General features: G+C 43.0%; 16 protein-coding genes. 12 read left to right on the top strand and 4 right to left on the bottom strand.

Annotated features, from left to right (window positions below):
- The first annotated feature begins 536 nt into the window (after nt 1–536).
- From pseB to pseI, 5 genes are read left to right on the top strand one after another with little or no spacing between them, the layout of a single operon-like run.
- Nucleotides 537–1,532, top strand: a complete 996-nt coding sequence (gene pseB / locus PsW74_RS08675; protein WP_063290574.1) for a UDP-N-acetylglucosamine 4,6-dehydratase (inverting) — start codon at nt 537–539, stop codon at nt 1,530–1,532.
- A gap of 26 nt (nt 1,533–1,558) precedes the next feature.
- Nucleotides 1,559–2,716, top strand: coding sequence for a UDP-4-amino-4,6-dideoxy-N-acetyl-beta-L-altrosamine transaminase (gene pseC, locus PsW74_RS08670; protein ID WP_063290575.1), 1,158 nt, complete (start codon nt 1,559–1,561; stop codon nt 2,714–2,716).
- A complete protein-coding gene (pseF, locus tag PsW74_RS08665) occupies nt 2,713–3,387 on the top strand; it encodes a pseudaminic acid cytidylyltransferase (protein WP_063290576.1) in 675 nt (224 codons plus the stop codon). Before pseC ends, pseF begins: the two co-directional genes overlap by 4 nt.
- On the top strand, nt 3,387–5,000 hold the full coding sequence (gene pseG / locus PsW74_RS08660; RefSeq protein ID WP_063290577.1) for a UDP-2,4-diacetamido-2,4,6-trideoxy-beta-L-altropyranose hydrolase: 1,614 nt from the start codon (nt 3,387–3,389) through the stop codon (nt 4,998–5,000). The genes pseF and pseG overlap by 1 nt, the downstream gene beginning before the upstream one ends.
- A gap of 25 nt (nt 5,001–5,025) precedes the next feature.
- The gene (pseI, locus tag PsW74_RS08655; protein ID WP_063290578.1) at nt 5,026–6,075 is read left to right on the top strand and encodes a pseudaminic acid synthase; all 1,050 of its coding nucleotides are present in this window, start codon (nt 5,026–5,028) and stop codon (nt 6,073–6,075) included.
- A gap of 1,249 nt (nt 6,076–7,324) precedes the next feature.
- On the opposite strand, the gene PsW74_RS08650 is transcribed toward pseI, so the two are convergent.
- The gene (locus PsW74_RS08650) at nt 7,325–8,437 is read right to left on the bottom strand and encodes a hypothetical protein (protein WP_063290579.1); all 1,113 of its coding nucleotides are present in this window, start codon (nt 8,435–8,437) and stop codon (nt 7,325–7,327) included.
- A gap of 1,553 nt (nt 8,438–9,990) precedes the next feature.
- Between PsW74_RS08650 and PsW74_RS08645 the strand changes: the two genes are divergently transcribed.
- The 7 genes from PsW74_RS08645 to PsW74_RS08615 all read left to right on the top strand — a co-directional run bounded on the left by PsW74_RS08645 (nt 9,991) and on the right by PsW74_RS08615 (nt 16,424).
- Nucleotides 9,991–11,178: a 4-hydroxy-2-oxovalerate aldolase gene (locus tag PsW74_RS08645; protein ID WP_208987905.1), complete on the top strand. Its 1,188-nt coding sequence runs from the start codon at nt 9,991–9,993 to the stop codon at nt 11,176–11,178.
- The gene (locus PsW74_RS08640; RefSeq protein WP_063290581.1) at nt 11,175–12,599 is read left to right on the top strand and encodes a class I adenylate-forming enzyme family protein; all 1,425 of its coding nucleotides are present in this window, start codon (nt 11,175–11,177) and stop codon (nt 12,597–12,599) included. Before PsW74_RS08645 ends, PsW74_RS08640 begins: the two co-directional genes overlap by 4 nt.
- The gene (locus PsW74_RS08635; protein WP_063290582.1) at nt 12,596–13,231 is read left to right on the top strand and encodes a hypothetical protein; all 636 of its coding nucleotides are present in this window, start codon (nt 12,596–12,598) and stop codon (nt 13,229–13,231) included. The genes PsW74_RS08640 and PsW74_RS08635 overlap by 4 nt, the downstream gene beginning before the upstream one ends.
- A complete protein-coding gene (locus tag PsW74_RS08630) occupies nt 13,231–13,899 on the top strand; it encodes a cyclase family protein (RefSeq protein WP_063290583.1) in 669 nt (222 codons plus the stop codon). Before PsW74_RS08635 ends, PsW74_RS08630 begins: the two co-directional genes overlap by 1 nt.
- Nucleotides 13,900–13,904: 5 nt before the next feature.
- A complete protein-coding gene (locus PsW74_RS08625; protein WP_063290584.1) occupies nt 13,905–14,144 on the top strand; it encodes a phosphopantetheine-binding protein in 240 nt (79 codons plus the stop codon).
- Complete coding sequence (locus PsW74_RS08620) at nt 14,141–14,962, top strand: AAC(3) family N-acetyltransferase (protein ID WP_063290585.1); 822 nt, start codon at nt 14,141–14,143, stop codon at nt 14,960–14,962. The genes PsW74_RS08625 and PsW74_RS08620 overlap by 4 nt, the downstream gene beginning before the upstream one ends.
- A 184-nt stretch (nt 14,963–15,146) precedes the next feature.
- Nucleotides 15,147–16,424 carry a DUF4910 domain-containing protein gene (locus PsW74_RS08615; protein ID WP_208987904.1) on the top strand — a complete coding sequence of 426 codons (1,278 nt, stop codon included), beginning with the start codon at nt 15,147–15,149 and terminating at the stop codon, nt 16,422–16,424.
- A 580-nt stretch (nt 16,425–17,004) separates the two neighbouring features.
- Here PsW74_RS08615 and PsW74_RS30105 read toward each other — a convergent pair.
- The 3 genes from PsW74_RS30105 to PsW74_RS08600 form a co-directional block, all read right to left on the bottom strand.
- Nucleotides 17,005–17,136, bottom strand: coding sequence for a hypothetical protein (locus PsW74_RS30105; RefSeq protein WP_275484654.1), 132 nt, complete (start codon nt 17,134–17,136; stop codon nt 17,005–17,007).
- 1,318 nt (nt 17,137–18,454) lie between these two features.
- Nucleotides 18,455–22,462 (bottom strand): hypothetical protein, encoded by a 4,008-nt coding sequence (locus PsW74_RS08610; protein ID WP_082830521.1) that lies wholly within the window; start codon nt 22,460–22,462, stop codon nt 18,455–18,457.
- Nucleotides 22,463–23,831: 1,369 nt separating this feature from the next.
- On the bottom strand, nt 23,832–24,161 hold the full coding sequence (locus PsW74_RS08600) for a hypothetical protein (protein ID WP_063290589.1): 330 nt from the start codon (nt 24,159–24,161) through the stop codon (nt 23,832–23,834).
- Nucleotides 24,162–24,464: the final 303 nt, after the last annotated feature.

The raw sequence follows: 24,464 nt of genomic DNA, 5'->3' as shown, positions 1-24,464 counted from the left end.
TCCATCAGAACTTCAATCTGCCGTAACTTCACGACAATTTCTTCCGGCCCAGGTCTCTTATTTGCCTCACAGAAAAAGTAACTGGAACACCCTACAACGTTTGCGATAAGGGTGCAGACAAAGACAGCGATCCTCGCCTACATAGAGGCATACTACAACCGTCAGCGCTGTCACTCAGCAATTTTTTACAAAATACCTTGTCAGATGCAACGGGGAGAGTTTGATAAGTAGTCGCATAACACAGATACTAGAATTGTTAGGGATCAAATCCAAATAGTGCCTGCAGCAGCACATCCACTTAAGAGCGAGCTCAGTTGCCCTACCCAACCTACATATCATCATTTCAAGATAAAAAGCGCGTAAAATTATTGTTGTTACACGCACATCGCAATTTGACTTGAAAAGATGGTTGATGGAAGACCTTACATATCGAGTGATAGTTGCAATGTAAAACTCAGAATGATAACAAGCAAAAAATTGAAATCAACCGCCAAGATCCGGCCAGCAATTACTTACGAATCTAAGAAGGTACTGGAATGTTTAATAATAAGTCGATTTTAATTACCGGCGGAACCGGTTCTTTTGGTAAGAAGTACGTTAAGACGATAATTGCAAGATACAAGCCTGCGCGTCTCGTAATATACTCTCGCGACGAGCTGAAGCAATATGAAATGGCGCAGAAATTTAACGATCCATGCATGCGCTATTTTATCGGAGATGTAAGAGACACAGAACGCTTAAAGCAGGCAATGAAAGGCATCGATTATGTCATTCACGCAGCAGCGCTAAAACATGTTCCCGTGGCAGAATACAATCCTATGGAATGCCTGAAGACTAACATTGATGGTGCACAGAACGTTATCTCTGCCGCAATAGAAGCGAATGTGCAAAAAGTCATTGCGCTTTCTACTGATAAAGCTGCGAATCCAATCAATCTTTATGGAGCCTCCAAACTTGCCTCTGATAAGCTTTTTGTAGCGGCAAACAATATCGTTGGTGCAGATGGTCCCAAATTTAGCGTTGTGCGCTATGGGAATGTGGTGGGTTCTCGAGGGTCAGTTGTGCCATTCTTTAAGAAGTTGCTTTCCGAAGGTCGAAACATACTTCCCGTAACCGACGAGAACATGACTAGATTTTGGATTACCCTTCAGCAAGGTGTAGACTTTGTTCTTAAGAACTTCGAACGCATGCACGGCGGCGAAATTTTTGTCCCCAAGATTCCCTCGATCGCAATCATGGATCTAGTGGAGGCTTATAGTGGTGTACGTGAAGCTGAGTTCATTGGCATTAGACCTGGAGAAAAGCTGCACGAAGTCATGTGTCCAGCTGATGATAGTCATCTGACTATCGAGTTTAGTGATCACTTTGTGATGCGGCCATCAATTAGTTTTCAAGGTCGGTCTGATGACTATTTGAATAATGCTTTGGGTGAGGTTGGAACGCCAGTTGAGCGCGGCTTTGTTTATGACTCTGGATCAAATACTCATTTCCTGACAGTATCGGAACTGCTAGAAATCGATAAAATTGCTTAAAGCATAACATATTAGATGGGGCTCTTATGATTCCATATGGCAAGCAAGACATCAATGAAAACGACATTGCTGCAGTTGAAGAAGTATTAAGGTCCCCATTCTTGACGCAAGGACCTTGCTTAGCAGAATTTGAGCAGAGTATATGCGATGCAACCAATGCAAAGCATGCGATTGCTACTAACTCGGCCACCGCTGCACTGCATATAGCTTGTCTAGCCCTCGGTGTCGGTGAGGGGGATATTGTCTGGACATCGCCAGTTTCATTTGTAGCGTCGGCGAATTGTGCCATCTATTGTGGAGCGAAAATCGATTTTGTTGATATAGATCCGTCTAGTTTCAATATGTCAGTTTCTTGCTTAGAAGAAAAACTTAAAAGAGCAAAACTAATAAATGCACTCCCAAAAGTTGTAATTCCAGTGCATTTAAGCGGACAGTCTTGCGATATGGAAGCCATTTGGAAACTTTCGCGAGAGTATAATTTTTCAATTATTGAAGATGCAAGTCACGCAATTGGAGCCTATTACAAAAATGAGCCAGTTGGACAATGCCGCTACTCGGACATTGCAGTTTTTTCTTTTCATCCAGTCAAAATTATAACAACTGCAGAGGGTGGGTGTGCGGTCACACAAGACCAGCACCTAGCTCAGAAACTGTCTTTACTTCGGAGTCATGGTATTACTCGCGATGAAAAGCTTATGACGCATGAAAAAGATGGCCAGTGGTACTACCAGCAAGTAATGTTAGGTTTTAACTATAGGATGACTGAATTACAGGCTGCACTAGGGCGCAGCCAGATGACCCGTCTGAGAGATTTTGTTGAAGTTCGAAACAAATTTGCTGTTCAATATGACGCATTGCTGTCAAAGTTGCCTTTGGACACGCCGGTTCGGTCTAGTGATACCTATTCATCGTTTCACCTATATATCATTCAACTTCAGATAGACCAAATTTCAAAGACACATGAAACAGTTTTTTCTGAGCTCCGAGATGCAGGTATCGGAGTTAATCTGCATTACATTCCAATACACATACAGCCATATTATCAAAATTTAGGTTTTCGCCCCGGGGATTTTCCTAATGCTGAAGCTTATTATTCTAAGAGTTTATCAATCCCTTTACATAGCGGCATGTGCGACGAGGATGTCCACCGGGTTGTAAATTCTCTTAAGGAAGTTCTAACGTGAAAATAGCTGTAATACCTGCTCGTGGTGGTTCTAAAAGAATACCGCGAAAAAATATTAAAGAATTTCTCGGTGTTCCAATTATTCATTACCCGATAAATGCCGCATTGAAGTCCGGTCTTTTTGATCGTGTGATCGTGTCTACAGATGATGATGAAATTGCGAGCATCGCAAAGCGTCTTGGTGCTGAAGTTCCCTTTCAGCGTCCGGCACATCTTTCAGACGACCATGCAAGTACGCTAGATGTTTTAGTACATGCGTTAGAATGGGCGGAGAGTTTAGGGGAGGTTGACTCTATTTGCTGTATTTATGCCACTGCACCATTCGTTTCAAGTTCAGATTTAGAGCAATCTTACAAGCAATTCTTAGCATCTGAGGCGGATTACGTTTTGTCAGCTGCAGAGTTTCCATTTCCTATCCAGAGAGCATTTAGGGTACAAAATCGTAGCATAAAAATCTTATTTCCTGAACACATGCAGTCTCGGTCACAAGATTTAGAAGCTGCATTTTATGATGCTGGACAATTTTATTGGTGTACACCTTACGCGCTCAAGCATAAGAAGCCCATTATTGCGGAGAATTCTGGAGCTTATCTGATGGAACGAGCGAAGGTACAAGACATCGACACCTTTGATGATTGGGAATTTGCAGAAAAGCTCTTTAGGTTATTATAATGGCTCGTTATAAAACTGTAGCGATTAGAACCGATTCTTCCAATGATATTGGCTCCGGCCATATTATGCGCTGTTTAACAATCGCAAATGCCTTGAAAAATCGTGGATATGAGTGCGTTTTTATATGTAGGTCTTTACTTGCAAATCAACAGGTCCTGATTAAATCTCTTAATCATAAACTTGTGCAGCTGTCTGAAAGCAAAAATCCCGCACCAGATAACGATCGCTCCTACCAAGGATGGTTAGGTACCACTCAGGATTATGACGCAAAAGAAACAATAAACGCACTCACTGACTTAGATAAACTGACATTTAATATTGAGCTAATAATTGTTGATCATTATTCACTAGATAAAGTTTGGGAAGACGCCTGCAAGAAGGCGTTAAATGTTCCCATATTTGCTATCGATGACTTAGATCGAGAGCATGTAAGTGACATTTTACTAGATACTACATTTGGAAAGACCAATGAAAATTATCCGAACTTGGTGAGTGATGATTGCAATCTCCTTATTGGAGCTGAATACGCATTGCTACGCCCCGATTTTAATGAATATAGACAAAAATCATTAGAAAGATTGGATGGAAGATTTGCAGAAACCTATGGCAAACTAAGAATACTCATTTTTATGGGGGGGGTTGACGCACACAATGCGACTGAATGGGTATTGAAAGGCATTAACTCGTTATCCAGTGAGCAAGACATAGAAATAGTAGTATTAGTCGGTGGTTCATATCGCCATGCTGCTTCCTTGCAATCCACTATTAGTAATTCTCCTATACATGTTGAATTAATTAAAGATGCTAGCTATGTAGCTAAGTTATTATCAAGTATTGACCTTTGTATTGGTGCGTCAGGTTCTTCTACATGGGAGAGGTGTTGCTTAGGTGTTCCTACAATAAATTTAGTTCTTGCTGAAAATCAAAGCGATATCGCTATGATCCTGAAAAAGGCAGGAATAACTCACGATGCAGGGATATATAGTCCTAAAAACGATTCTAAGAAGTGGGCGCTGTCACATGTAAAACCACTTTTAGAACATGAAAGCGAACGAAAGAGTATGAGCATGAAAGCGCGAGCCATCACAGATGGGCTTGGCGTACTCAAGGTTCTATCGGAAATATTCAAACTCACTGTAGACGTTGACAGTATAATGCTTCGTAAGGCCACAGAAAAGGATACTAAACTGTTGTTTGACTGGCAACAGCATCCTAACACAAGAAAATATGCGCGTGACACGTCCCACCCTACCTGGGAAAATCATATATCTTGGATGACCAACCGTTTGAGCGATAACGCCAATCCATTTTATATAGTTGAAGCAGATGGAGTTCCTGCAGGAATGCTTAGGTTAGACGCATGCGGAACATTATCAGAGCTTAGCGCGCAATTCAGGCAAGAAAACGATTTGCGTGAAATATCAATATTGACCGCACCTGAATTCTATGGTCGAGGAGTTGCTAAAAGGTCAATCCAGCTCATTCAAAAAAAAATGCGCTGTGATTATATTGTCGCGACGGTTCATGAGCAAAATTTAGCTTCTAATTTGCTATTTCAAAGCGCTAACTTCTTCAAAATTGGGAAAGAGCGCTATATTTGGCCAGCACTGTAATCATTTGCAAAGGGATCCTTCTTCTATGAGCGAGTTCAAAGTCGGGCAGCGCACTATTGGTTCAAACCACGAACCGTTTGTAATTGCGGAAATGTCAGGAAACCATAATGGCTCAAAGCAACGTGCATTGGAATTAGTTAGAGCAGCTGCAGCTACCGGAGTTGACTGTTTGAAATTTCAAACCTTCACCGCAGCTACTATGACTTTAGACATTACAGGTTCAGATTTTATAATTAACGATAAAGCAAGCCTATGGAATGGACGTCGTCTATACGATTTATACGAAGAAGCTCACACTCCGTGGGAGTGGCACGCAGAATTGTTTGACACGGCCAAGCAATTAGGCCTGGCTGCATTTTCAACGCCATTTGACGAAACGGCTGTCGATTTTTTGAATGATTTAGGTGTGCCGATGTTCAAAGTCGCCTCTTTTGAAATTACTCATTTGCCACTACTTCGGAAAATTGGCCAAACTGGTAAACCTATTATTATATCGACGGGTATGGCGTCTGAGCAGGAGATAGCTGTAGCTATCAAAACTGCCCAAGAAGCCGGGTCTGGTAATATTGTGATATTGAAATGCACGAGCCAATATCCTGCTAGTGCCTCCGATGCCAACCTCAAAACAATCGAAGACATGAAAACTAGATTTGGTGTGCAAGTCGGATTGTCTGATCACACTCTTGGTGTCGGTGTTGCTGTGGCCAGTGTTGTATACGGTGCTACCGTTATTGAAAAACACTTTACTTTAGACCGGTCAGATGGTGGCGTTGATTCTGATTTTTCTTTAGAGCCTTGGGAAATGAAGATGTTAAAGGAAGAAACCGCTCGTGCATGGTGCGCGCGTGGGCAAGTTAAGTACAGTGGTACGGTTAACGAGACCAAATCAAAACAATTCCGACAGTCAATCTATCCGAGTGCAGATATTGCAGCTGGAGAAAAACTTACTAATAAAAATCTTAAAATTTGCCGGCCGGGCTTGAGTTTGGAACCTAAATACTATGATGATCTTATAGGGAAAACTGTAAATAAGGATGTTCGTATCGGCGAAAGGCTAAGTTTAGATGATTTTTAAGCTGATTCAATTGGATATTATCTAAGTTCGCCCCGAATTCATAAATTGTGGAAGTGTCGACTTGATCTGACACTCTGCCCTCTTTCAGGCTCAACTAAAAGAGGGCGGAGTAGCTCTTGCTAGAAGTTGTGGTTCTTTGTTTTGATGCTAGTGCAAACTTAATATCAAAATGAAAGACAACAAGCATATTGCATTCTACTCGTAAGATCATCTGACTCAAAGTCAGTCTTCTCAATCTGACCAAAGGGCGTGGCAATAAATCGAAAGCACATCAAGTTATGAGCTATTGCAGGATCACATTCCACGGCTACAAAAAAGGCTGTCAATGAAAGTAGTATTGAAGCCTTTAATGAGAGAACACGTTGTAAACTAAGCACAGCTAATCGAGTTGATGTGTTTACTGAGCAGGCCGCCATTAAGTCTTTGACTGGGTTTCCAGCCTAGGAGCAAGTTTCCATATCCGGCGAGCCGCGCGAACAGAAGTTGTTTATTTCTCTATCTGGATTTTGTCCGATCTGGCTACGCCAGGAGGTTATCACTTTCCCTATGGGTCTTTAGCGTGAGTGTCCTGTGAAAACAGCCTAACAGTGATAGTCATGCTTATCTATCCTATAAGCAAGTTTCATCGGCAGGGATTTATCTGATGAAGGTCTGCACAGAACGATGCTGGAGTGACGCCGACAAGCGTGTAATCTGTCAGGACGCGATTGAAAGAACTGATGCTGTCGCCCATGTTGCCAAGGGGCTTAGTATAAGAAAAGCCCGGCTTGATTGCTAGTTAAAAGACCCGCGTTTCAATCTCACTCTCGAAGAAGCAGTCATAAGCCTATCAGAGGTTGGGTTTATCTTTGTCAGTGTAACGGAAGAGAATATACTTCCATCTCTTGAAGTATATTCTGAGACATTTTCAGATTAAACGGCCCCATTTCGCCGTGAGATCCACCGTATATGCGGGCATTGAGTTTTTTGAGCGGTTCTGTCAGCCCTGAAGTAATTGCTCAGGCTGAGCATGAGCTTATCTAGATAACGAGTTTCCAGAATTGAACAAAACACAACCGGGCGCGCAATGAAGCTTGTGGCTCTGGGAAGAAAAACGACCTCTTCCTAGGCTCAGGAGGTGACGGCAAAGCTGCGGCAAACGCCTGTACTCTAAGTGAGGCTGCCAAACTCAACAACAGCGATCTTCAGGCAGGACTCACGCGGATTTCTGCCCAAATCGCTGATCATGAGACCGATCGGTTAAGCGAGTTTATAGCTGTTTCATCTTTTGCTCCGCGATATCGTTGATAGTAGTTGCAAAATCGGTACGCTCACCAGTGTCAGATTGAATATAAGTAGGTGCTTGGATATAGGCAGCGTAGAAAATCTCTGTGAGGGTGCATTTTTTTGTTCTTCTTTCACAAGTCAGATAGTCATCGGTTATGCCCCAGCCCGAATAGAACGGCATACCAGCCACGCGCACAGATGCCCCTCTAATGGCTGCTTCAAATCCACCAAGAGAGCTCATGACATAAACTCTGTTGAAGTGTGTGAGGTTTTCCCACATGGCGAATGGCCCATCAATTATGGTAATTCTATCTTGAAACTGACTGGGGTCAGAATATTTTTTTCTTAACCCTGCGGCTACATCCGGATGAGGACGAAAATAGATATTGGAATGCGGATTTTCTGTTATTGCAAGCTGAATGAGTTCCGTGTTTGACCTAATCTTGGGGCTACCAAAAAGGATTGATACATCATCCTCGCATTGACCTAAGACTAAGATGTTGTCTTGATCAGAATTAATGCTGACCAGATTGCTTGCTTCGTGTAGGTTGTATTTGGTGATACCCATGGATGTAACTTTGTCGATGCACTGTTGGGCAAAATTGTGCTCCTCATCAGACAAATTCTGATTATTTAGAGTAGTCTCTAATTGAGATGGCTTAGATGCATCGAAATAAATTCCACCGGTCTTGTCAATAATTACAGATGAAGGCAAAATGTGGGTCGCTCCGAGACCAATTGAACGAATGAAACCATCTTCCATTCGCCAACAAGGAATTTGTCCTTCGCTTGCTAATTCTTCTGCTGCTGCGCATTTGCTCATGCCCCATATAATCAAAATGGCTTCTTCGCAGTTTTGAACCAAGTTGCGTAATTGGGCTATGCTCGATCTATTGTTAAAATATATAAAGTTGCATATCCCCTCCTCACGAAGTACACTTTCAATAGTGGATCTTTTCCAGACAGCCATGTTGGCGACAACTGCAGTTGTACCACTGTAATTTGTCTTTTTTGACGTTAGAGCACCTCTGATATTGTAATAAATACCATCTTTTATTCTTCTGAAATGTCGACGCAGGTTGGTGAGTGTTAGCATTTTATTCCTATGTTAAATGTACTGTCCAGAACTTCTTAAAATTGAGTGTTTTAGTCTTTATTGGTCTTGTTACATTAATCTAAACCAGCTTAGCACTCACACTTACTCACTAAATTCGGGCTACATTGATACGCTAGAAAGTGGGTGGCGCCCCATCAAAGTTTCCCTTCTTGAATGCCGCCCGTATTCCGTCTGTTGCTGCCAAGCCCTTTTTCCATTTCTTCCAATGGCAAGAATGTCTTTATCCCATGCCGTGGAATTAGTTGCTACCTGTGGGTTACTGGCTACCATTTTAGGTTGTAGAATAGCAATCTCAACCTCGTTATGCCGGCTGTTTATCTCTTGTCTTTTGCATTAACTATCATAGATTCCATCTCCTAGAGCCGCGGTAACTGATCCTTCAATCTGATCCAGCAGACTAAGCACCACAAATAGGTTGCCGACATTGCATTTTGTTAATTCAGAACAAAGGATCTCACCAGTATCAAGATCAAAAACTAGATGGGTTTTCCGACATTTCCTGCTCTTTTACATCCATTTACTAATCCCAAATACCTTCAAACCCTCGCTATCCATCACAAAGGCAGAAGGAATTTGCTTATCCTTTAACTGCGGGTGTGAAAGATTTATCCTCCAACTCAACGGGACAGGATGGAGCAATCATAAACCAGCAATGCTAGCTTCATTAAGCCCAATATGGAACTCATAAATCCTTGCAACGGGCTTAGAGCAAGATGGGAATGTCACCACGGCAGGGCAAACTCTTTTATATGCCGACCAGTTCATGATCACGCGTTCGGCTTTGTTAAAATTGTGACGATGACGGCAGAGTGTTTAATCGGCATAAACAAAGCTTCAGAACTAGAAATCACCATAAAGCTATACAGAAAACTACTATATACAATAATGCCGTAATGGCAGCATGGACTGCATTCCAATGGGCAAGTGGCAGATCTCGCGAGCGACCATCGCAGCCAGTTCCTCAAGTCTGCGTTCGTGAAACTTGGTATAGTCAAGAGTGCTTTGAAACAGGGCAATCCAGTGGTGACAAAACTCGCAGGTATTGGAACTCTGCCTGTCAATCACGGGCCATACAATGTGGGCAAATTGACGGCTTTACTATCTACAATGGTCTACCGCTCCTCAAAGGAGGCTTCAATCTGGATGCGCTGGCGCTCAAATGGCTTGCAGAAACTATATTTTACATCATTAAAGAGCTCAATCAAACTCAGTGCGAGCAGAATAAGGCCAGCTGAAGAGCGGCAATAAGTGTGGAAACCCGCTGGGATTTGGAACAAATCTCACTTGAAGGCGATTTACGACTATCTCAACGCGATGTGCCCGAAGATATCTTCGATGGAGAACGTCTGCTGAGGTCGCCTCTTAACTAATGCTCACTTTAATGAACCTGTTTAGAAATTGTAACTGGTAAAATTTTTGTACGTTACTTAGCTGGAAGATTGATTATGATCGCCAATCCGACTAACAAGGGATTATCAGGTTCCGCAAATTGATTTGCTTGTTAAGATATTGGGCGGAAGAAGTTTTAACAGGTGGTAGCATCAAAATTGGCTGGCCGAATAGAGTTTGGCAGCCGAATTTTCAACTTAATTGTTGGAACGTTTATTCAAGCACAAATTGTCATGCTACGCTTGTTTACCTTGGGAATGTCTGTTTTGTTGAAACAATCTCCGAATATTTTAGAATGTACGCTCCGCGATGGCAGTTATGTAATCGATTTCCAGTTCACCGCAGCTGACACCGAAGCAATCAGCTCAGCTCTCGATATGGCAGGTTATCCTTACATCGAAGTTGGTCACGGCGTAGGGCTTGGGGCATCAGAAAACACATCTGAAGTTGCTGCTGCGACTGACGAAGAATATATGAAAGCTACATCAAAGGCGGTTACGAATGGTAAATGGGGTATGTTTTGTATTCCCGGTGTTGCCGAACTGGACCACGTACGATTAGCTGCTGATTACGGTATGGATTTTATTCGCATCGGCACAGACGTATCCAAAACAGAAACTGCAATTCCCTTCATCGAGCTTGCTCGCAAATTAGGAATAGAAGTTTTTGTAAACTTTATGAAGTCTTATGTTTTGAAACCTGAAGAGTTTGCAAAACTTGCAGTAAGGTCCGCTGGATACGGTGCTGAGATGGTTTATCTCGTCGATTCCGCTGGTGGCATGCTTCCAAATGAAGTGCGTAGCTATCTCCAAGCGACTAGAGCGGAAATTCCAAGTTTACCGCTGGGATTTCATGGTCACAACAATATAGGGTTGGCAATTGCGAATTCCCTTATTTGTGCAGAGGAAGGCATTGCTATGGTCGATACGTCCATTCAAGGGTTTGGTCGTAGCAGTGGGAACGCGCCAACGGAGCAGTATCTGTCCGCGTTAATCAGGGCGGGTTTCGAACCTTTCGCAGATCCGATCGAAACAATGAATATCGGTGAGACGCTGATCCGGCCGCGAGTTGAGCGTCGTGGACTTTGCTCACTGGATATTGCTGCTGGGCAGGCTCTGTTCCATTCAAGCTACATGCCAAAAGTTCTAAAATCGGCAAAACGACATCGTATAGATCCTCGCATTCTGATTATTGAATTGTGCAAGCAAAATAAGGTTGACGCACCCGAAGAGCTCTTGGAGCAATTGGCATCAGAAATCCAGAGCACCCACTCTCATCCTCACATGTTCGTGATGGAGGCTTATTTTGGCGAGGAGCAGAACGAGCTATGAGCCTGAGTAAAGAACTGGAAAGTATCTTCATTGCACAGTGGTCTCAGGAAGCTCTTCTGTGCGAAAACAAGAGTTTTAGCTATGGTGGTCTCTATTGTGCGGCTTCTGGAGTTGCAAACTGGATTGCGGCGCAAGGTATAGAGTCAGGCGACCGCGTTGCACTTCAATTGCCGAATAGCCCGCAGTTCGCAATTGCTTATCTAGCCTGTATAATTGGAGGATATAGCTTCACACCAATCAATATTGAACTAAGTGAAGCAGAACAAACTTATATTCTTAATCGGATCTGTCCCAAACTTGTTATTGCTGATGCTGGCTTATTAGACACAGTTCCGGCCAATGATTGTAAGCTACCTTCTTTTCCAGAAGGTGTGGAGGAGTTGGAAGCGATTTTCTTCACTTCTGGCACAACAGGAAAGCCAAAGGGCGTACGCCATAACCTCCGATGCCTTTTCGGTAACGCACAGGCTTTCAACAAGACAGTTGGCCTTAACGCCACAACACGGATGTATCATGTATTGCCCATGTCTTACATGGCGGGCTTTCTCAATACACTGCTATGTCCATGGGCCGCCGGTGGAGTTGCAATATTAGGACCGCGCTTTACTCCTGCAACCGCTTTAAATTTCTGGTGTCAGCCAATTGACCAAAAAGCAAATACAATTTGGTTAACCCCAACAATTGCAGCGGTTCTCGTGCGCATGTCGCGAGATCCGGCTATCGCCGAGCAAGTTGGGAAACAGTTTAAGCATATCTTTTGCGGTACAGCACCTCTGACCTCCCATATAAGAGAAGGCTTCTTGAAGACATTCCAAGCACCGTTGCAAGAAAGCTACGGTATGAGTGAAGTGCTTTTCGTTTCTGTCCAGATGAGAGATGAAGCTACACGCAGCGCGAATGTTGGCCGTCTCCTTGAGGAAATATCACTTACCCATGAAGCCGCAGAAGATTTGCACACCAAAGAGCTGGTAATCCACACCCCTTGGAAACTCGTTGACTATCTGCTTGAGCACGAACAGGTTTTGCTGCCTTTCAACGACAAAGGTGGCATGCCCACAGGAGATATCGGAGAACTGATTGATGACCGACTGAAGATAACTGGCCGTATCAAAGATTTGATTATTCGCGGCGGCGTTAATGTTTCTCCAATCGCGATAGAGGAAGTTCTGTCAAAATTCGAACAAGTAAAAGATGTCGCGGTGATTGGAACTCCCGATAAAGTATGGGGGGAGGCTATTACCGCCTGCGTGGTACCCAATGCAGATTTAGGTAGAGATAAGCTGCAGAATGCGTTGCGAGGTCACTGCAAAGAGCATTTGGCTGTTAGTATGCGCCCAGACCACTACATTTGGTTAGACGAATTACCTCGATCCAATACAGGTAAGGTTCTTAAACTCCAGCTCCGTGAGGAATTCCAATGATCATGGGATTCGCTCATTTGATGGTGAACACCGGTGAGTTATTGAAAAGCGAGCTGGAATGGGGCAAGCAAGGGTACAAACGCACAGCTCTTCTCCAAGATGTCTACAACCACCCTTCCAAGAAAGCTTTTTCCGCTAATTACACAGATCGGCACGATCTTATGCTTTTGGGCGGAACAGGTCTGTGGCCACTCGAACTCACGTATCACGGCGTCGTTCAAGGAAGCAATCGGCAGGTCACTTGGCACCAAGATCGAATACAAATTGAAATGGATGATACAACCATTTTGAAACGGTTACTGGTGAAGGGGTTGGGATTCAAAGCTAATAGAGATAATGAGTTCCAGTTAAGTCCAATGTTGCCGGATTGGGCTTGCCGAATTTGCACCCTGAATAAATTCACAGAACCAACGCGACTTGATGCAGCGGGTGCTTCCGGCCTTGCGTTCTATAGTAGGCGAATCGAAGCGGATTCAGAGAAACTGAAAAGCTTAGGAGCTATCGAGGTGAGTGAGATTTTCGAATTGGTTCTAAACGATAAAAAACTGGATATCGCGCTGATGCGTGTTCCAGATGGGCCATTGATTGAGCTAATAAGACCTCAGCAGCCCAGAAAAGGAGCAAAAAGTTAATGGTCAAGACCATTGTAGATCTAACAATGATGCTAGAAGAAGGCATGCAGACTTTCCCAACCCATTGGCACCCTTTTGTCGAAATTACACAACTGGGTCGACATGGTATCGAAGATCGCGAAACACGGAAGATCGTCCTTGGTACGCATACCGGAACTCACATAGATGCCCCACGGCATTTTGTGAAAGATGGTAAAACTGTTGATGAGCTGGAGCTTGAGCAACTTACCGGAACGGCATCGGTTCTGGATATGACCGATTTTACTGAAAATCAAGAGCTCAGTATCCGTGATTTAGAGGTCGCATTAGGAGCTCGATCAGCCGAAAGAATCTTATTGCGCTTTGATTGGGACCGTTATCTGGGGACAATGGATTATTACTCAAAGTCACCGTACCTTTCTGAAGAAGCGGCGAAGTGGTTAGTTCAGAAAGGTTGCCGACTGTTGGGCATGGACACAGCGATGCCAGACAATCCTAAGAATGGCCGAAACGACCTTGTGGATTCACCAATACATAAAATACTACTCGGTAACGGCATTGTTTTACTCGAATACATGGTAAATCTTAAAGCTGTCCCGATCGAAAAAGAAGTTCTTCTCGTTGTCGCTCCACTCAAGATACGCGAAGGCGATGGTGCTCCATGTCGCGCATTTGCAATATTGGATTAAGCGAAATGACTAATTATGTTCAATGGTTAAAGGGGTGGTTTGCAGAACGCGCCCCAGAAATAAAGCTTGCACCTGAAGAGAATTTTTTTGAGCAAGGTGCAATTGATTCTTTCGGTGTGATCGAACTCATTGAAGAAATCGAAGAAAACTACTCTATTCGTTTTTCAAATGAGGACTTTCAAGACCGCCGCTTCTCTTCGATCAAGGGCCTGGGTGAGCTTTTGGCGGAGAAGTCCCAACCATGAAGTTTCATTATTCGAAGAGTTCCCTAACTGCTGCGCTTGACTTGCTTCCCGTTGAAGCCGGTGACACACTGTTCATACATAGCAACATTGGCTATTTCGGGCGGCCAGATGGTGTTTCTAATGGCGACGAGCTTTGTGAGCTTTTCTTTGATAGCCTAATGCAACGTCTAGGAAGCAACGGGACCTTGGTCGTCCCTACTTTCACATATTCATTTCCTCGAAAAGAAATATACGATCCCGATAAGTCTGATACGGACATGGGTACTTTTTCAGAGTGGATTAGAAAGCATGATGATGCGCATCGATCGCTGGATCCATGCTACTCTGTTGCTGCAATTGGTGCAAAAGCTCAATTCTTTACCAATAAGGCCCCTGAGAACAGTTTTGATAAAGAAGCTTTCTTTGGCCGTTTTTTGGACCAGGACGGGCTAATTTTCAATCTGAACTTTGATGCCGGTTCAACCTTTCTACACTTTCTGGAGCGAGAAAACAACGTCCCCTATCGTTTCGATAAAACATTTGAAGGACGAATTTGTAATAAAGGTGTAACCCAAAATGCCCTCAACACCATCTTTGTCCGATACGCTAGTGATGATCGAGTTGCAGCCTCTTTTGAACCTTTCCATGCATTATCGGTAAGCGAAAGTCTGTATCAAACGCATGACTTAGGGAGAGGGCAGATGGGTTGCATCCGCGCGTCTTCGTGTCAAGCTCTCATCGCAGAGGCTCTTCCCAAGAGGCCTTGGATGTTAACGCGAGGTGATGGCGTTGATTTTGAGCCGGACCTAAAACCGGAACCGACCTACAGATCACTTTAAATGTATACAAATTGAACTCAACTTGGCGGTTTCAAACGTTTCAACAAACAGTTCCTGATGTTTATCACGTACTCAATGCTGTGATGTAAGTGAGCGCCAGAAATCAAAAGCAAGTTACCATTGTAAATCAAATTATTTGATGTGGTATTATCTGACAAACGCATTCGTAACGGGAGTCTGTCAATTGCGTGAAGGTCGATTTATGTATGACTTGGCTGAAAAACTTTGGCCAATTAATCGAAGCCTTACTGGTGATGGGGTTCGTGAAACTTTATCAATTTTGAAAACTCATATGCCGCAACTAATCACTCATGAAGTTGCGACCGGAACAAAGTGCTTCGACTGGACTATTCCGTGTGAGTGGCGCGTTAAAGAAGCGTGGATAAAAAACTCCTTTGCGGAAAAAGTCGTAGACTTCCAAAACAACAATCTTCACTTGATGGGATATTCAACCCCTGTTGATGAATACATGTCTCTGGAGGAGTTGCAAAACTACCTCTACTCTCTGCCCGAGCAACCTAACGCAATCCCATATCTTACTTCCTACTATAAGGAACGTTGGGGCTTCTGCCTAACGGATCAACAACGCCAGTCCCTTGTTTCGGACCGATATCATGTCTATATCGACAGCGAATTGTTCGACGGATCGTTAACCTACGGCGAAGTCCTGATACCAGGACAAAGCGACCAGGAAATATTCCTTTCAACTTATATCTGCCATCCATCAATGGGGAATAATGAGCTTTCAGGCCCTGTTGTAGCTACCGCACTAGCGCAATGGATTGCGGAAATACCTGATAGAAGATATAGCTATCGGATTGTTTTCATCCCTGAAACCATCGGCTCGATTGCTTATCTTAGTAGGCATCATGAAACGCTCAAAAAAAATGTGGTAGCAGGTTTCAATATCAGTTGTGTTGGAGATGACCGTTGTTATTCCTTCTTACCTTCAAGAGCAGGTACTACTTTGTCAGACAAAGTGGCTCTGCATGTGCTTACACATGTAGCTCCTGACTTCAAACGATATACTTGGTTAGATCGAGGAAGCGATGAGAGGCAATATTGTGCTCCGGGTATCGATTTGCCTGTCGCAACGATCATGCGAAGCAAATATGGTGAATATCCAGAATATCATACGTCGCTGGACAATATGGACCTCATTTCACCAGTAGGATTGCAGGGTAGTTTTCATGTTTTACGGAAAGCAATTCAAGCCATAGAAGCTAACCAAGCCTACAAAACAAAAGTCCTAGGTGAACCACAACTTGGCAAACGAGGTTTGTATCCTAGTCTAAGCACTAAGGATACCAAAAACAAAGTCGCTAATATGATGAATTTAATTTCATATTGCGATGGGAACCGCGCATTATTGGAAATTGCAGAACTGTTAGGGACACCGATATGGAATTTAATTCCAATTGCTGAGAAGCTCCGAGCACATAAACTAATGGAAGTAGTTTGAAACAATAGAAAATTGGGGTTTGACCATAATAGATAGAAGCCTCGAAGCAAATTCAACAATTTGGAGAGTAACGAATTGCATACCTTGATAGAGTGTCAAACAAGTCGTCAAGTGTTAGTGCCTCAATGCCGCGCGCATGATTTAGGCTTAGAAAACGGATCTCAATCGGATTGAAATCTAATGAAACGGGCGGGAGGAGCAAAAAGTAGAATGGTTGCCGGTTGAATGTAGAGACCGCGACTTCCATTTTGGCTGGAGTTTGTCTCTGGTTCCGGACAATTGAGTTTATTCATTTTAACTGAGCAAATTCAGACTAGACCTGACAACTATAGTTTGCTTGCCAGTCTCACTTAGAGTATTGGCGTTTACCGCAGCTTTGCCGCCACCTTCTGAGCCTAGGAAGAGGTCGTTCTTTGGGTAAGCGCGTGAGGGCATAGCGGTTGATTGCTCCGGCAAGAGCTGGCTTGCTGGATACTCTGGAAAGCTGGGTGTTAAGCCATTCTTCCAGGCCACGGAAGACGAGTTTGGCCTGTACCTGCCGCAAATTCACGTGCTCTGGCGGTGGTTTGCCACCCACGTGTTATTTGATCTTATAGAATTTGACGACCTCCTGGATCACTTCATTCGCAATACTTGAGCCTTGCGAGGCATGAACATCCATGAACTTGCGGTGAAGATGCGCCATCCGGTTAATACTGGAAATCGGCATCATACACATACCTCCCGCCGAACTTAAGCGATTATTTCAGGACTGACAGAAATGCTCAAAAACTTTGAGGCCCGTATATAAAGTGGATCTCAAGGCAAAGTGGGCCGTTTAATCTGAAGATGACTTAGAACTTACTTCAAGAGATTTAATTATATTCTCTTCCGTTACACTGAAAAGATAAACCTAACCTCTGATATGCTTATGACTGGCTCTTCAAGAGTGAGATTGAAACGCGGGTAGTTCAACTAGCAATCAAGCCGTGCTTTTCTTATGCCGCCCTTTGGCAGCATGGGCTGCAGCGTCAGTTCCTTCAATGGCGTCCAGACAGACTACACGCTTGTGGGCGTGATTTCAGCATCGTCTGTACTGTCCTTCATTAAGTAAATCCCTACTGATATACTGCTTGCAGGATATAAAAGCATAACTACCATTGTTAGGTTGTCTTCACAGGACACTCACTCTAAAAAGCAACAGTCAATTAGTGATGATAGCATCTTCATCGCTCAAGTGCCGCTGATAGTGGTAGCAGCGTTCACACACACCAAAGGTGCGGCACGCCGGATTGATGGAAACTTTCTTTACTTCGACAGTAAAAAAACGACTTTCTCACGTTGAGGTGACTTCAGTTTGTTGCCAGAGCTTCCCTCAAAAGCTCATTCTGAAGTGACTGTTCGGCATGCGCCTTCTTGAGCCGGTGGATCTCATCTTCCGTTGACTCCAACTGTGAAATCAGTAACGCACCAAGGACAACATATTTTTCCTACGGCTTCTGGTAGCTTGCCGCTCTCACTACATAGCTGAGTAACCATGATATCGCTGTCCCCTTGCTTCAAATTCGCAATAATTTGCCTCATAATGAAATCAAATTTCAATATGAGGCACTAATATCTCTACTTTAAAATTCGATCATATGTGGGAGGATTACCACCGCATATAATCACGTGCATTGTCATTTTGCCTTCTGAGCAGGTCAGATCAATCTAGCACAGTTTCAGACAATGCACGCGAATGCCTGAATCAACCATTTGTTGTGGGCAAAAGGATAGCTCAAATGCAGCTCATCCAGCCGATATATCAGTGCTAACTCTTCATTTGAGGCTCGGTTCGAGCAAGTAATAAACGCCATTATCTGACAGACTGAAGCGCCAAGCTTCTTGACGCTGTCAATCGATCTATAACAAACAACGAATGGCTCGGGCCCAACTATAATACCTCAACACAGCCTCGGTGGCATTGCACTCGCCAATAACACAGGCCACCAGTGTAGAACTAAGGGTGAACAACTCGAAAATAGGGGAAATTGCCGGATGAGCATAAACAATCAACTATTGTATACAAAGAAACGATCCACCAACTTTGAAATATTCGAATCTTTACCTTCAAAGAAAGCGCCTAGGTCTTCTTCGAACCAGTGTGGTGAACCAACAGGATCATTTGTAGCTGGCCTAAGGGCATATCTATACTTAATTGCAGTTGAATCTGTGCTTAAATATTTCAATAGCAACTGACAACGAACATCATTTCCATCCGTTGGTAAGATATCTTTGTTGCCTTGGATTATCTCGCGATAATCATCGCGATCATCTGGGTAATAGAAATCAACCGGATAATCGAACTTGCCATGATAGGCGCACATAACAACCGGGAGACCAGCGCTTCCCAACTCTAGACATGAGGTACCGTTCCATAATACCCCTAGGTCCATGACACGGGTGATTTCATTATTGTTGAACCAGCTATTATCCATCAAAACAACATTGTCTGGAACATCTCCTTCAATCAGGTCGAATAGATATTCAGTGAGATGCCGTGCGATTTCAGGCCTCTTTTCGTGAGGATGAGGCTTGATCAAGATTAGAGCGTTACCTTGTCTTGCTGACTCTACAGTATGATTTATCCAGTCATACATATCCCGGTGTGCTGGCCCGCCGTCATATGGCACTCCTAAGTCGCAAAGCACCTTGCCATAAACAACAATGACTTTTCTTTTTCGTGCTTTGTGATCTAGTACTTTTTGCCAAACAGCTTCAGCTTCCGGAGTAGTACTTTGCTTGTTAACACGGTTTTTATTCAACCAACCTTTAACTTCATCTTTAAAATTGATTAGTTCGTTACCGTTTTCAATCCAACTGTCAAAGTCTTTACGATCAGCAATAAGTGGAGAACGCCGATCATAATTAATCGTCATATCTGCAAGGGCCATTGTTCCGGCAATGCGTGTGCCCAAATTGCTATAGTAATTTTCATAGCCATTAAGAGCGAAATAAAAATGCATTTTAGCCTGCTTTCCCTTGTGAGCACAAAACTCCTTGAAGGTATAAGTCGGAGAGGTCTGCGCCGAGACTCCCAGAAAATTGACAGGGATTCCCTTACTTGCCACGTCTTTGTAGATACGTTCACATATCTCGACAGCACGATCAATTTTGTGATGTTGGGTTTCGTAGAACTTGTAAATGATTGGGTTATCGAGTTTAATTCGAAAACGGCGATATCGGTTTGCGAGATATTCAAAAACCCCTTGATAATAGTTCACCCCATTCGTGGAGAGCTTTTTGTTCTGCCAATCCAAATTCCATTCATTGAACATCCGCTTGTTAGCGTAGAACTCTTCATTTAAGTGATCATAGCTATTACCCACAATACCATGGAATTTGTCTATATCTGGGTTTCCAGTTGATTCAAATGGAAGTACCCCCTGTCCTAGATATACAGTTGCATATCCACGGCTACGCAACTCACACAAAAGTGGAATAGTCATAGCCATCGTATTTTGATGGTCATACGGCGTTACAAAAACTACGCCTTTGATTTGTTTTGGTTGAGGGTACTTAGCTAATATGTCCGCAGATTCTTTGTAGAATTTTTTTAAGCCAAGATTGCTTCTATATCTTTTATGAAGGGCGATGAGTTTGGGATTGTCAGGCCGATCAAAAACGACATTTTCAAGAATAGAAACTGCTTTTTCTGCGCACTCTATGCCCTGATCAAATCTATCAAGCCGCATGAAGTAGTCGGAACAGTTCATGGCGAATACATAATCATTATGGAAAGAAGTGATCACACTGAAAGCATCGAGAAACTCTTGATGCTTATTAAGCATAGACAGAAGTCGACAATGAAGTTTAAGAAACACTCCAGAACTCTTGTCGCTCTCATGCCAGCTCGAAGTGAATGAGAGGGCTTTTTCTAATAGCTCGACAGAAGCATTTTCTGAAAGTGAATAAATCTCAATTAACTTATTGATCAGACTTCTTTTGCGCTGAGCTGTTTGATGATTAGCGGGTTGGGAAAGAAAGTCAACTATTCTCTCATTGTATAGTTTAAGCAGGTCCTTCTCGCCCAAGCCTTTGCAGATTTCAACATTCTCAGTTAATGTTTTCAAGCTATCTGTCGTGAAACGTTTCGTGATGCGAAACCCTCGAGCCATCTCTTTGAGGTGAGTGCGTGAAACGTCGATACGATATTGCATCTGCTCTTCTCGCGTAATCGAATTGTTCAACAATATCGAACATATTATACGCGTTGTTCTGCTATTCACTGATGGGTTCTTGAGAAATTTATCGATAACTTCAATGCTAGACATTTGATCTTGGTGAAGCGCAAAAGTAGCATACCTTTCCCCAAGGGTTTCAATTGCCGATCTGATAGCTTGAGATTGTTCTGGGTGAAGGTTAAAAATTTTTTCAATTAGACGTTCTAGCGACTTAGATTGCTCTACCCCTAAGGAAAAGCGGCCAAAAGAAAATAAAAATTGATCGATATTGTACAGTAGGCTAATAAAAATTGAGAGACTTAAAATTTTGTCTACTGATAAACTATCCCCATCAAGCGAAACTTCGTGAAAATTGAGAGCTTCTTTAAAGAGCGATTGTAAACGGTCAAATGCACTAGCTTCCAAATAAAGGTAAGCGCATATATTCAGTAAAATTTCATGCTGAATTATTTCATTAAAAGGGACCCTATCTATTTCTGCAATGGCCCTCTGTGGATCGTTTTCACGCGTGAAAATGCTAAAGCAATACTTTGCAATTGCAGTTGCAGCAGTTGCTGAGATTGAGCTGCTCTCATCAATGTTTTCAAGATAGTGCGGCACCAGCTTAATGGCGGAAGATAGAGAACCGGTTTCAATTAACATAGAAACCATTGTCGGCCAAGGATCCGAAGAAGAACCAATTTCTGTTAGCTTGAGATCGAACGAAGCATTTTCGGCACATAACAAATCCACAGTCTTAGGTATAGTTAGCGGAACACTAGGCTTTTCTTCTATGTAGCTAGGATATAACAGATAGGCAGCAGCGAATATCTCTTCTTTTGATAACATTCGCAAACGTCGTTTCATTGGTATGCGATCATCAGTGAGACCCCAGCCAGCATAAAATGGCTGCCCCAAGACCGTTACTTTGATATCACGTAAAAGAGCTTCAAATCCCAACAAGGAAGAAAATGTGTATACTTGATCTACATCGCTCAAAACGTCGTTTACCGACGCCTTATCCCAAATAAGCGTGCATATATCACTAACTTCATTGGGGTTAGAAATCATTTTCCGATGTCCCGAGGCAACCTCAGGATGAACCTTGTAGATCAGTTCAGCATTAGGATTTTCCTCATAGGCCAGTTTGACTAGATCGTTATTTGTGTACTTTTCACTGGCTCCGCAAAAAGTCTTGTACTTATAATCTTCGGCCTGACCCGCAATCAAAATACGCTTTTTCGTTTTTTCTCCGTAGAACAGAGAGGTGATACTGGTATCACCAATTCCATAGCGACCGACATTGGCATCAATTACTTTCTTAATTCCCTGTTCTGCATTTTTTATTAACGCATCATCAAATTTATAATCATTTAGCAAATTCTCAAGCTGTGATGGTTTACTTGAATCAAAGTAAATCCCTCCGGATGAATCAAAAATCATCGACAAAGGTAACTTACGATCTATTCGCGAACCATTTGACCGAATAAATCCGTCCTCTACTCTAATCAACTTAATGCCATTTTTTTTGGCTAACTTACCAATCTTATCAGATCGAGAATACATGCGAGTGAAAACTGGGGTGTTCCCTACCTGATCAATATTTTCTGCAACTAGACGAAATGGTATTTTTTTACTGATAAAGGCTGTGCGATAGTTAGGAAGAAACATGGAAACGTTTTGCTGTTCCCAATTGTCAAAACCGTAAAGAATGGCAATTGGTTTTTCGGATGTTTCTTTTCTGTTCCAGTTCCCACCAATTTGTCTTGACACCGACAAAAGATCAAAACTGGATTCCAATTTATTCAATCCAAACAACGGAGCTATTTTTCTTTTAGCAGCAACAAACAAATTCATTATTACACCCACGTTACGTATGGATCGCGCCGAACGTAATCTCTATATTCTGGTTTGACATCGGGAGATTTGCGGAAATAGTATGTTCAATAATACAAACATCTAGCTTCTACTTATACATTGATCGAACCTTCGTGAATTGTTAAACGTTACATTCACGAGGATAGCGTGCTGTTTATGCATCCGCTTATCGTGCATTGCAATGGTATCCCACCCATTATTCAGGGGGAATCGCTTTTGAAAATGATGTTACGAATTTTAGCATATGAGTCCAAGTTGTAGTTCTGAATTTGAGCTGTAGGATAGCGAGTTTAGAAGAATTATCCATATATTTTAATATATTGAAGATCTTCATCACAGTAATGACGCCTAAAATAATGCAGCTGCCATTACGACATTATCGTGTAAAGTTATTTTCTGTGTAGCTTTATGGAGACTTCTAGTTCTGAAATTTTGATTAAGTCGATTAAATACTTTGTTGATCCTTGTCGCAATTTTAACAAAGTTGAATGCAAGATCAAAAACTGATCGGTATGTAACAAGAGATTGCCCCGCCGTGGTGATATTTCTACCTGGGTCGACGCTAGCTGCATGGGTTTATGCGCTCCATATTGGGCTTAATGAAGTTAGCATTGCCGGTTTATGATTGCTCGACCTTGTCCAATTGAGCTGGAGGACTAAAGTCTTCACATCCTAAATTAAAGGGTGAGTATACTCTTCCTGCCTTTGTGATGGGTAGCGCGGGTTTGTAGGTACTTAGGACTGGTAAATGGCCGGCAAAGAAGCATGGACCTAAGAAAAAGAGCAGAAAATGCTGGAAAATCCACCTGGTTCTTGAACTTGATACTGGTGAGACCCTTTGTTCTGGATTAATAAAAGGCAATATCATTATATTCCGCATTTCAACGCTTATCTCTATGCTGCATAACGGTTTGCCGGCTGACGTAACGCTTTCTGGAGGGTGCAGAGATACTTATGCTGCTCTCCAGATCTCGCAGGCCTTTTTGTTTTGTTGGGAGACCAGATGCTGCGGTCTCCTGAGGGTTTTACCCCAGCTTTCGCTTACTGCAGGCAGAATTGTATTCTCTCTACCAGACGGTCGCGATCAAACTGAGGCACTGGATAATCCCCTGTCCATGGAGGAGTTTAGCAGCAGAGCTATGCTGCCGGTTTTAGTTTTGTAGCGGGTATAATCCCTTCGATGGCAATTGGGGGCCCGTTCGTTGTTGTATGCCCAGAGTCAATTTTTGACTGGCTTACTTGATTAGATATGTCGAGTCTGGAAATCTTGCGGTTTGGTCCATGGCAGCAAGGATTCACTGATGTACTACAGACGATTATCGACACGTATCACAGCAGGTTTGCCTCGCTATTCAATAACTTGCACTAACACACGCACCGGCTTGGATGTTGGAAGGGCGAAGTCGACTTTAGTCGCTGCCCCCTCCAGGATGAAGTGATCCAGAGTGCTATGGGTACGAAACTGCTTACTATCTTTCAGTTGGTCAAGCATGAAAACCACTAACCAGACCTGATTGGGCCTGGAAGGAAGCACCAACTTGTCAGGCTTTACCTGCCAATTATAGCAATTTGCGTCGCTCATGCCTTGCTTTCGACATAGCTGAACAATCGTGACTTCGCTTTTCCCTTGCTTCAAAGTCGCAATGATCTGCCCATCGATGAAACGAGATTTCTTCATAAAATCAGCGCTTAATATGAGGTATCAAGCACTCTACTTTTAAACTAGATCAGATGGAGGGAATTGTCATTATATTGATCACGCGCAAGGTTACGTTGCCTGCAGAGCTGACCAGATCAATCTCACCTAGAACCAGATAATGCACTCGAACACCTGCATCAGCCAGTTGTTGCATCGTTGAGTAGCTATACCTAAGCGATCATACTTGAGTAGTCCAGATTGAAAATTTGAGCATCATTGGCCTTTGGTCCATCGGGACGATGGTCTCTGGCGCAGTGAGTAGAAGGTTTCACCGTTCAGTAA

It is taken from the genome of Pseudovibrio sp. W74 (assembly GCF_001623085.1).
Taxonomy (GTDB): domain Bacteria; phylum Pseudomonadota; class Alphaproteobacteria; order Rhizobiales; family Stappiaceae; genus Pseudovibrio.
Note: the sequence above shows the minus strand (reverse complement) of the source record. Positions and strands in the feature narration are given on the sequence as shown.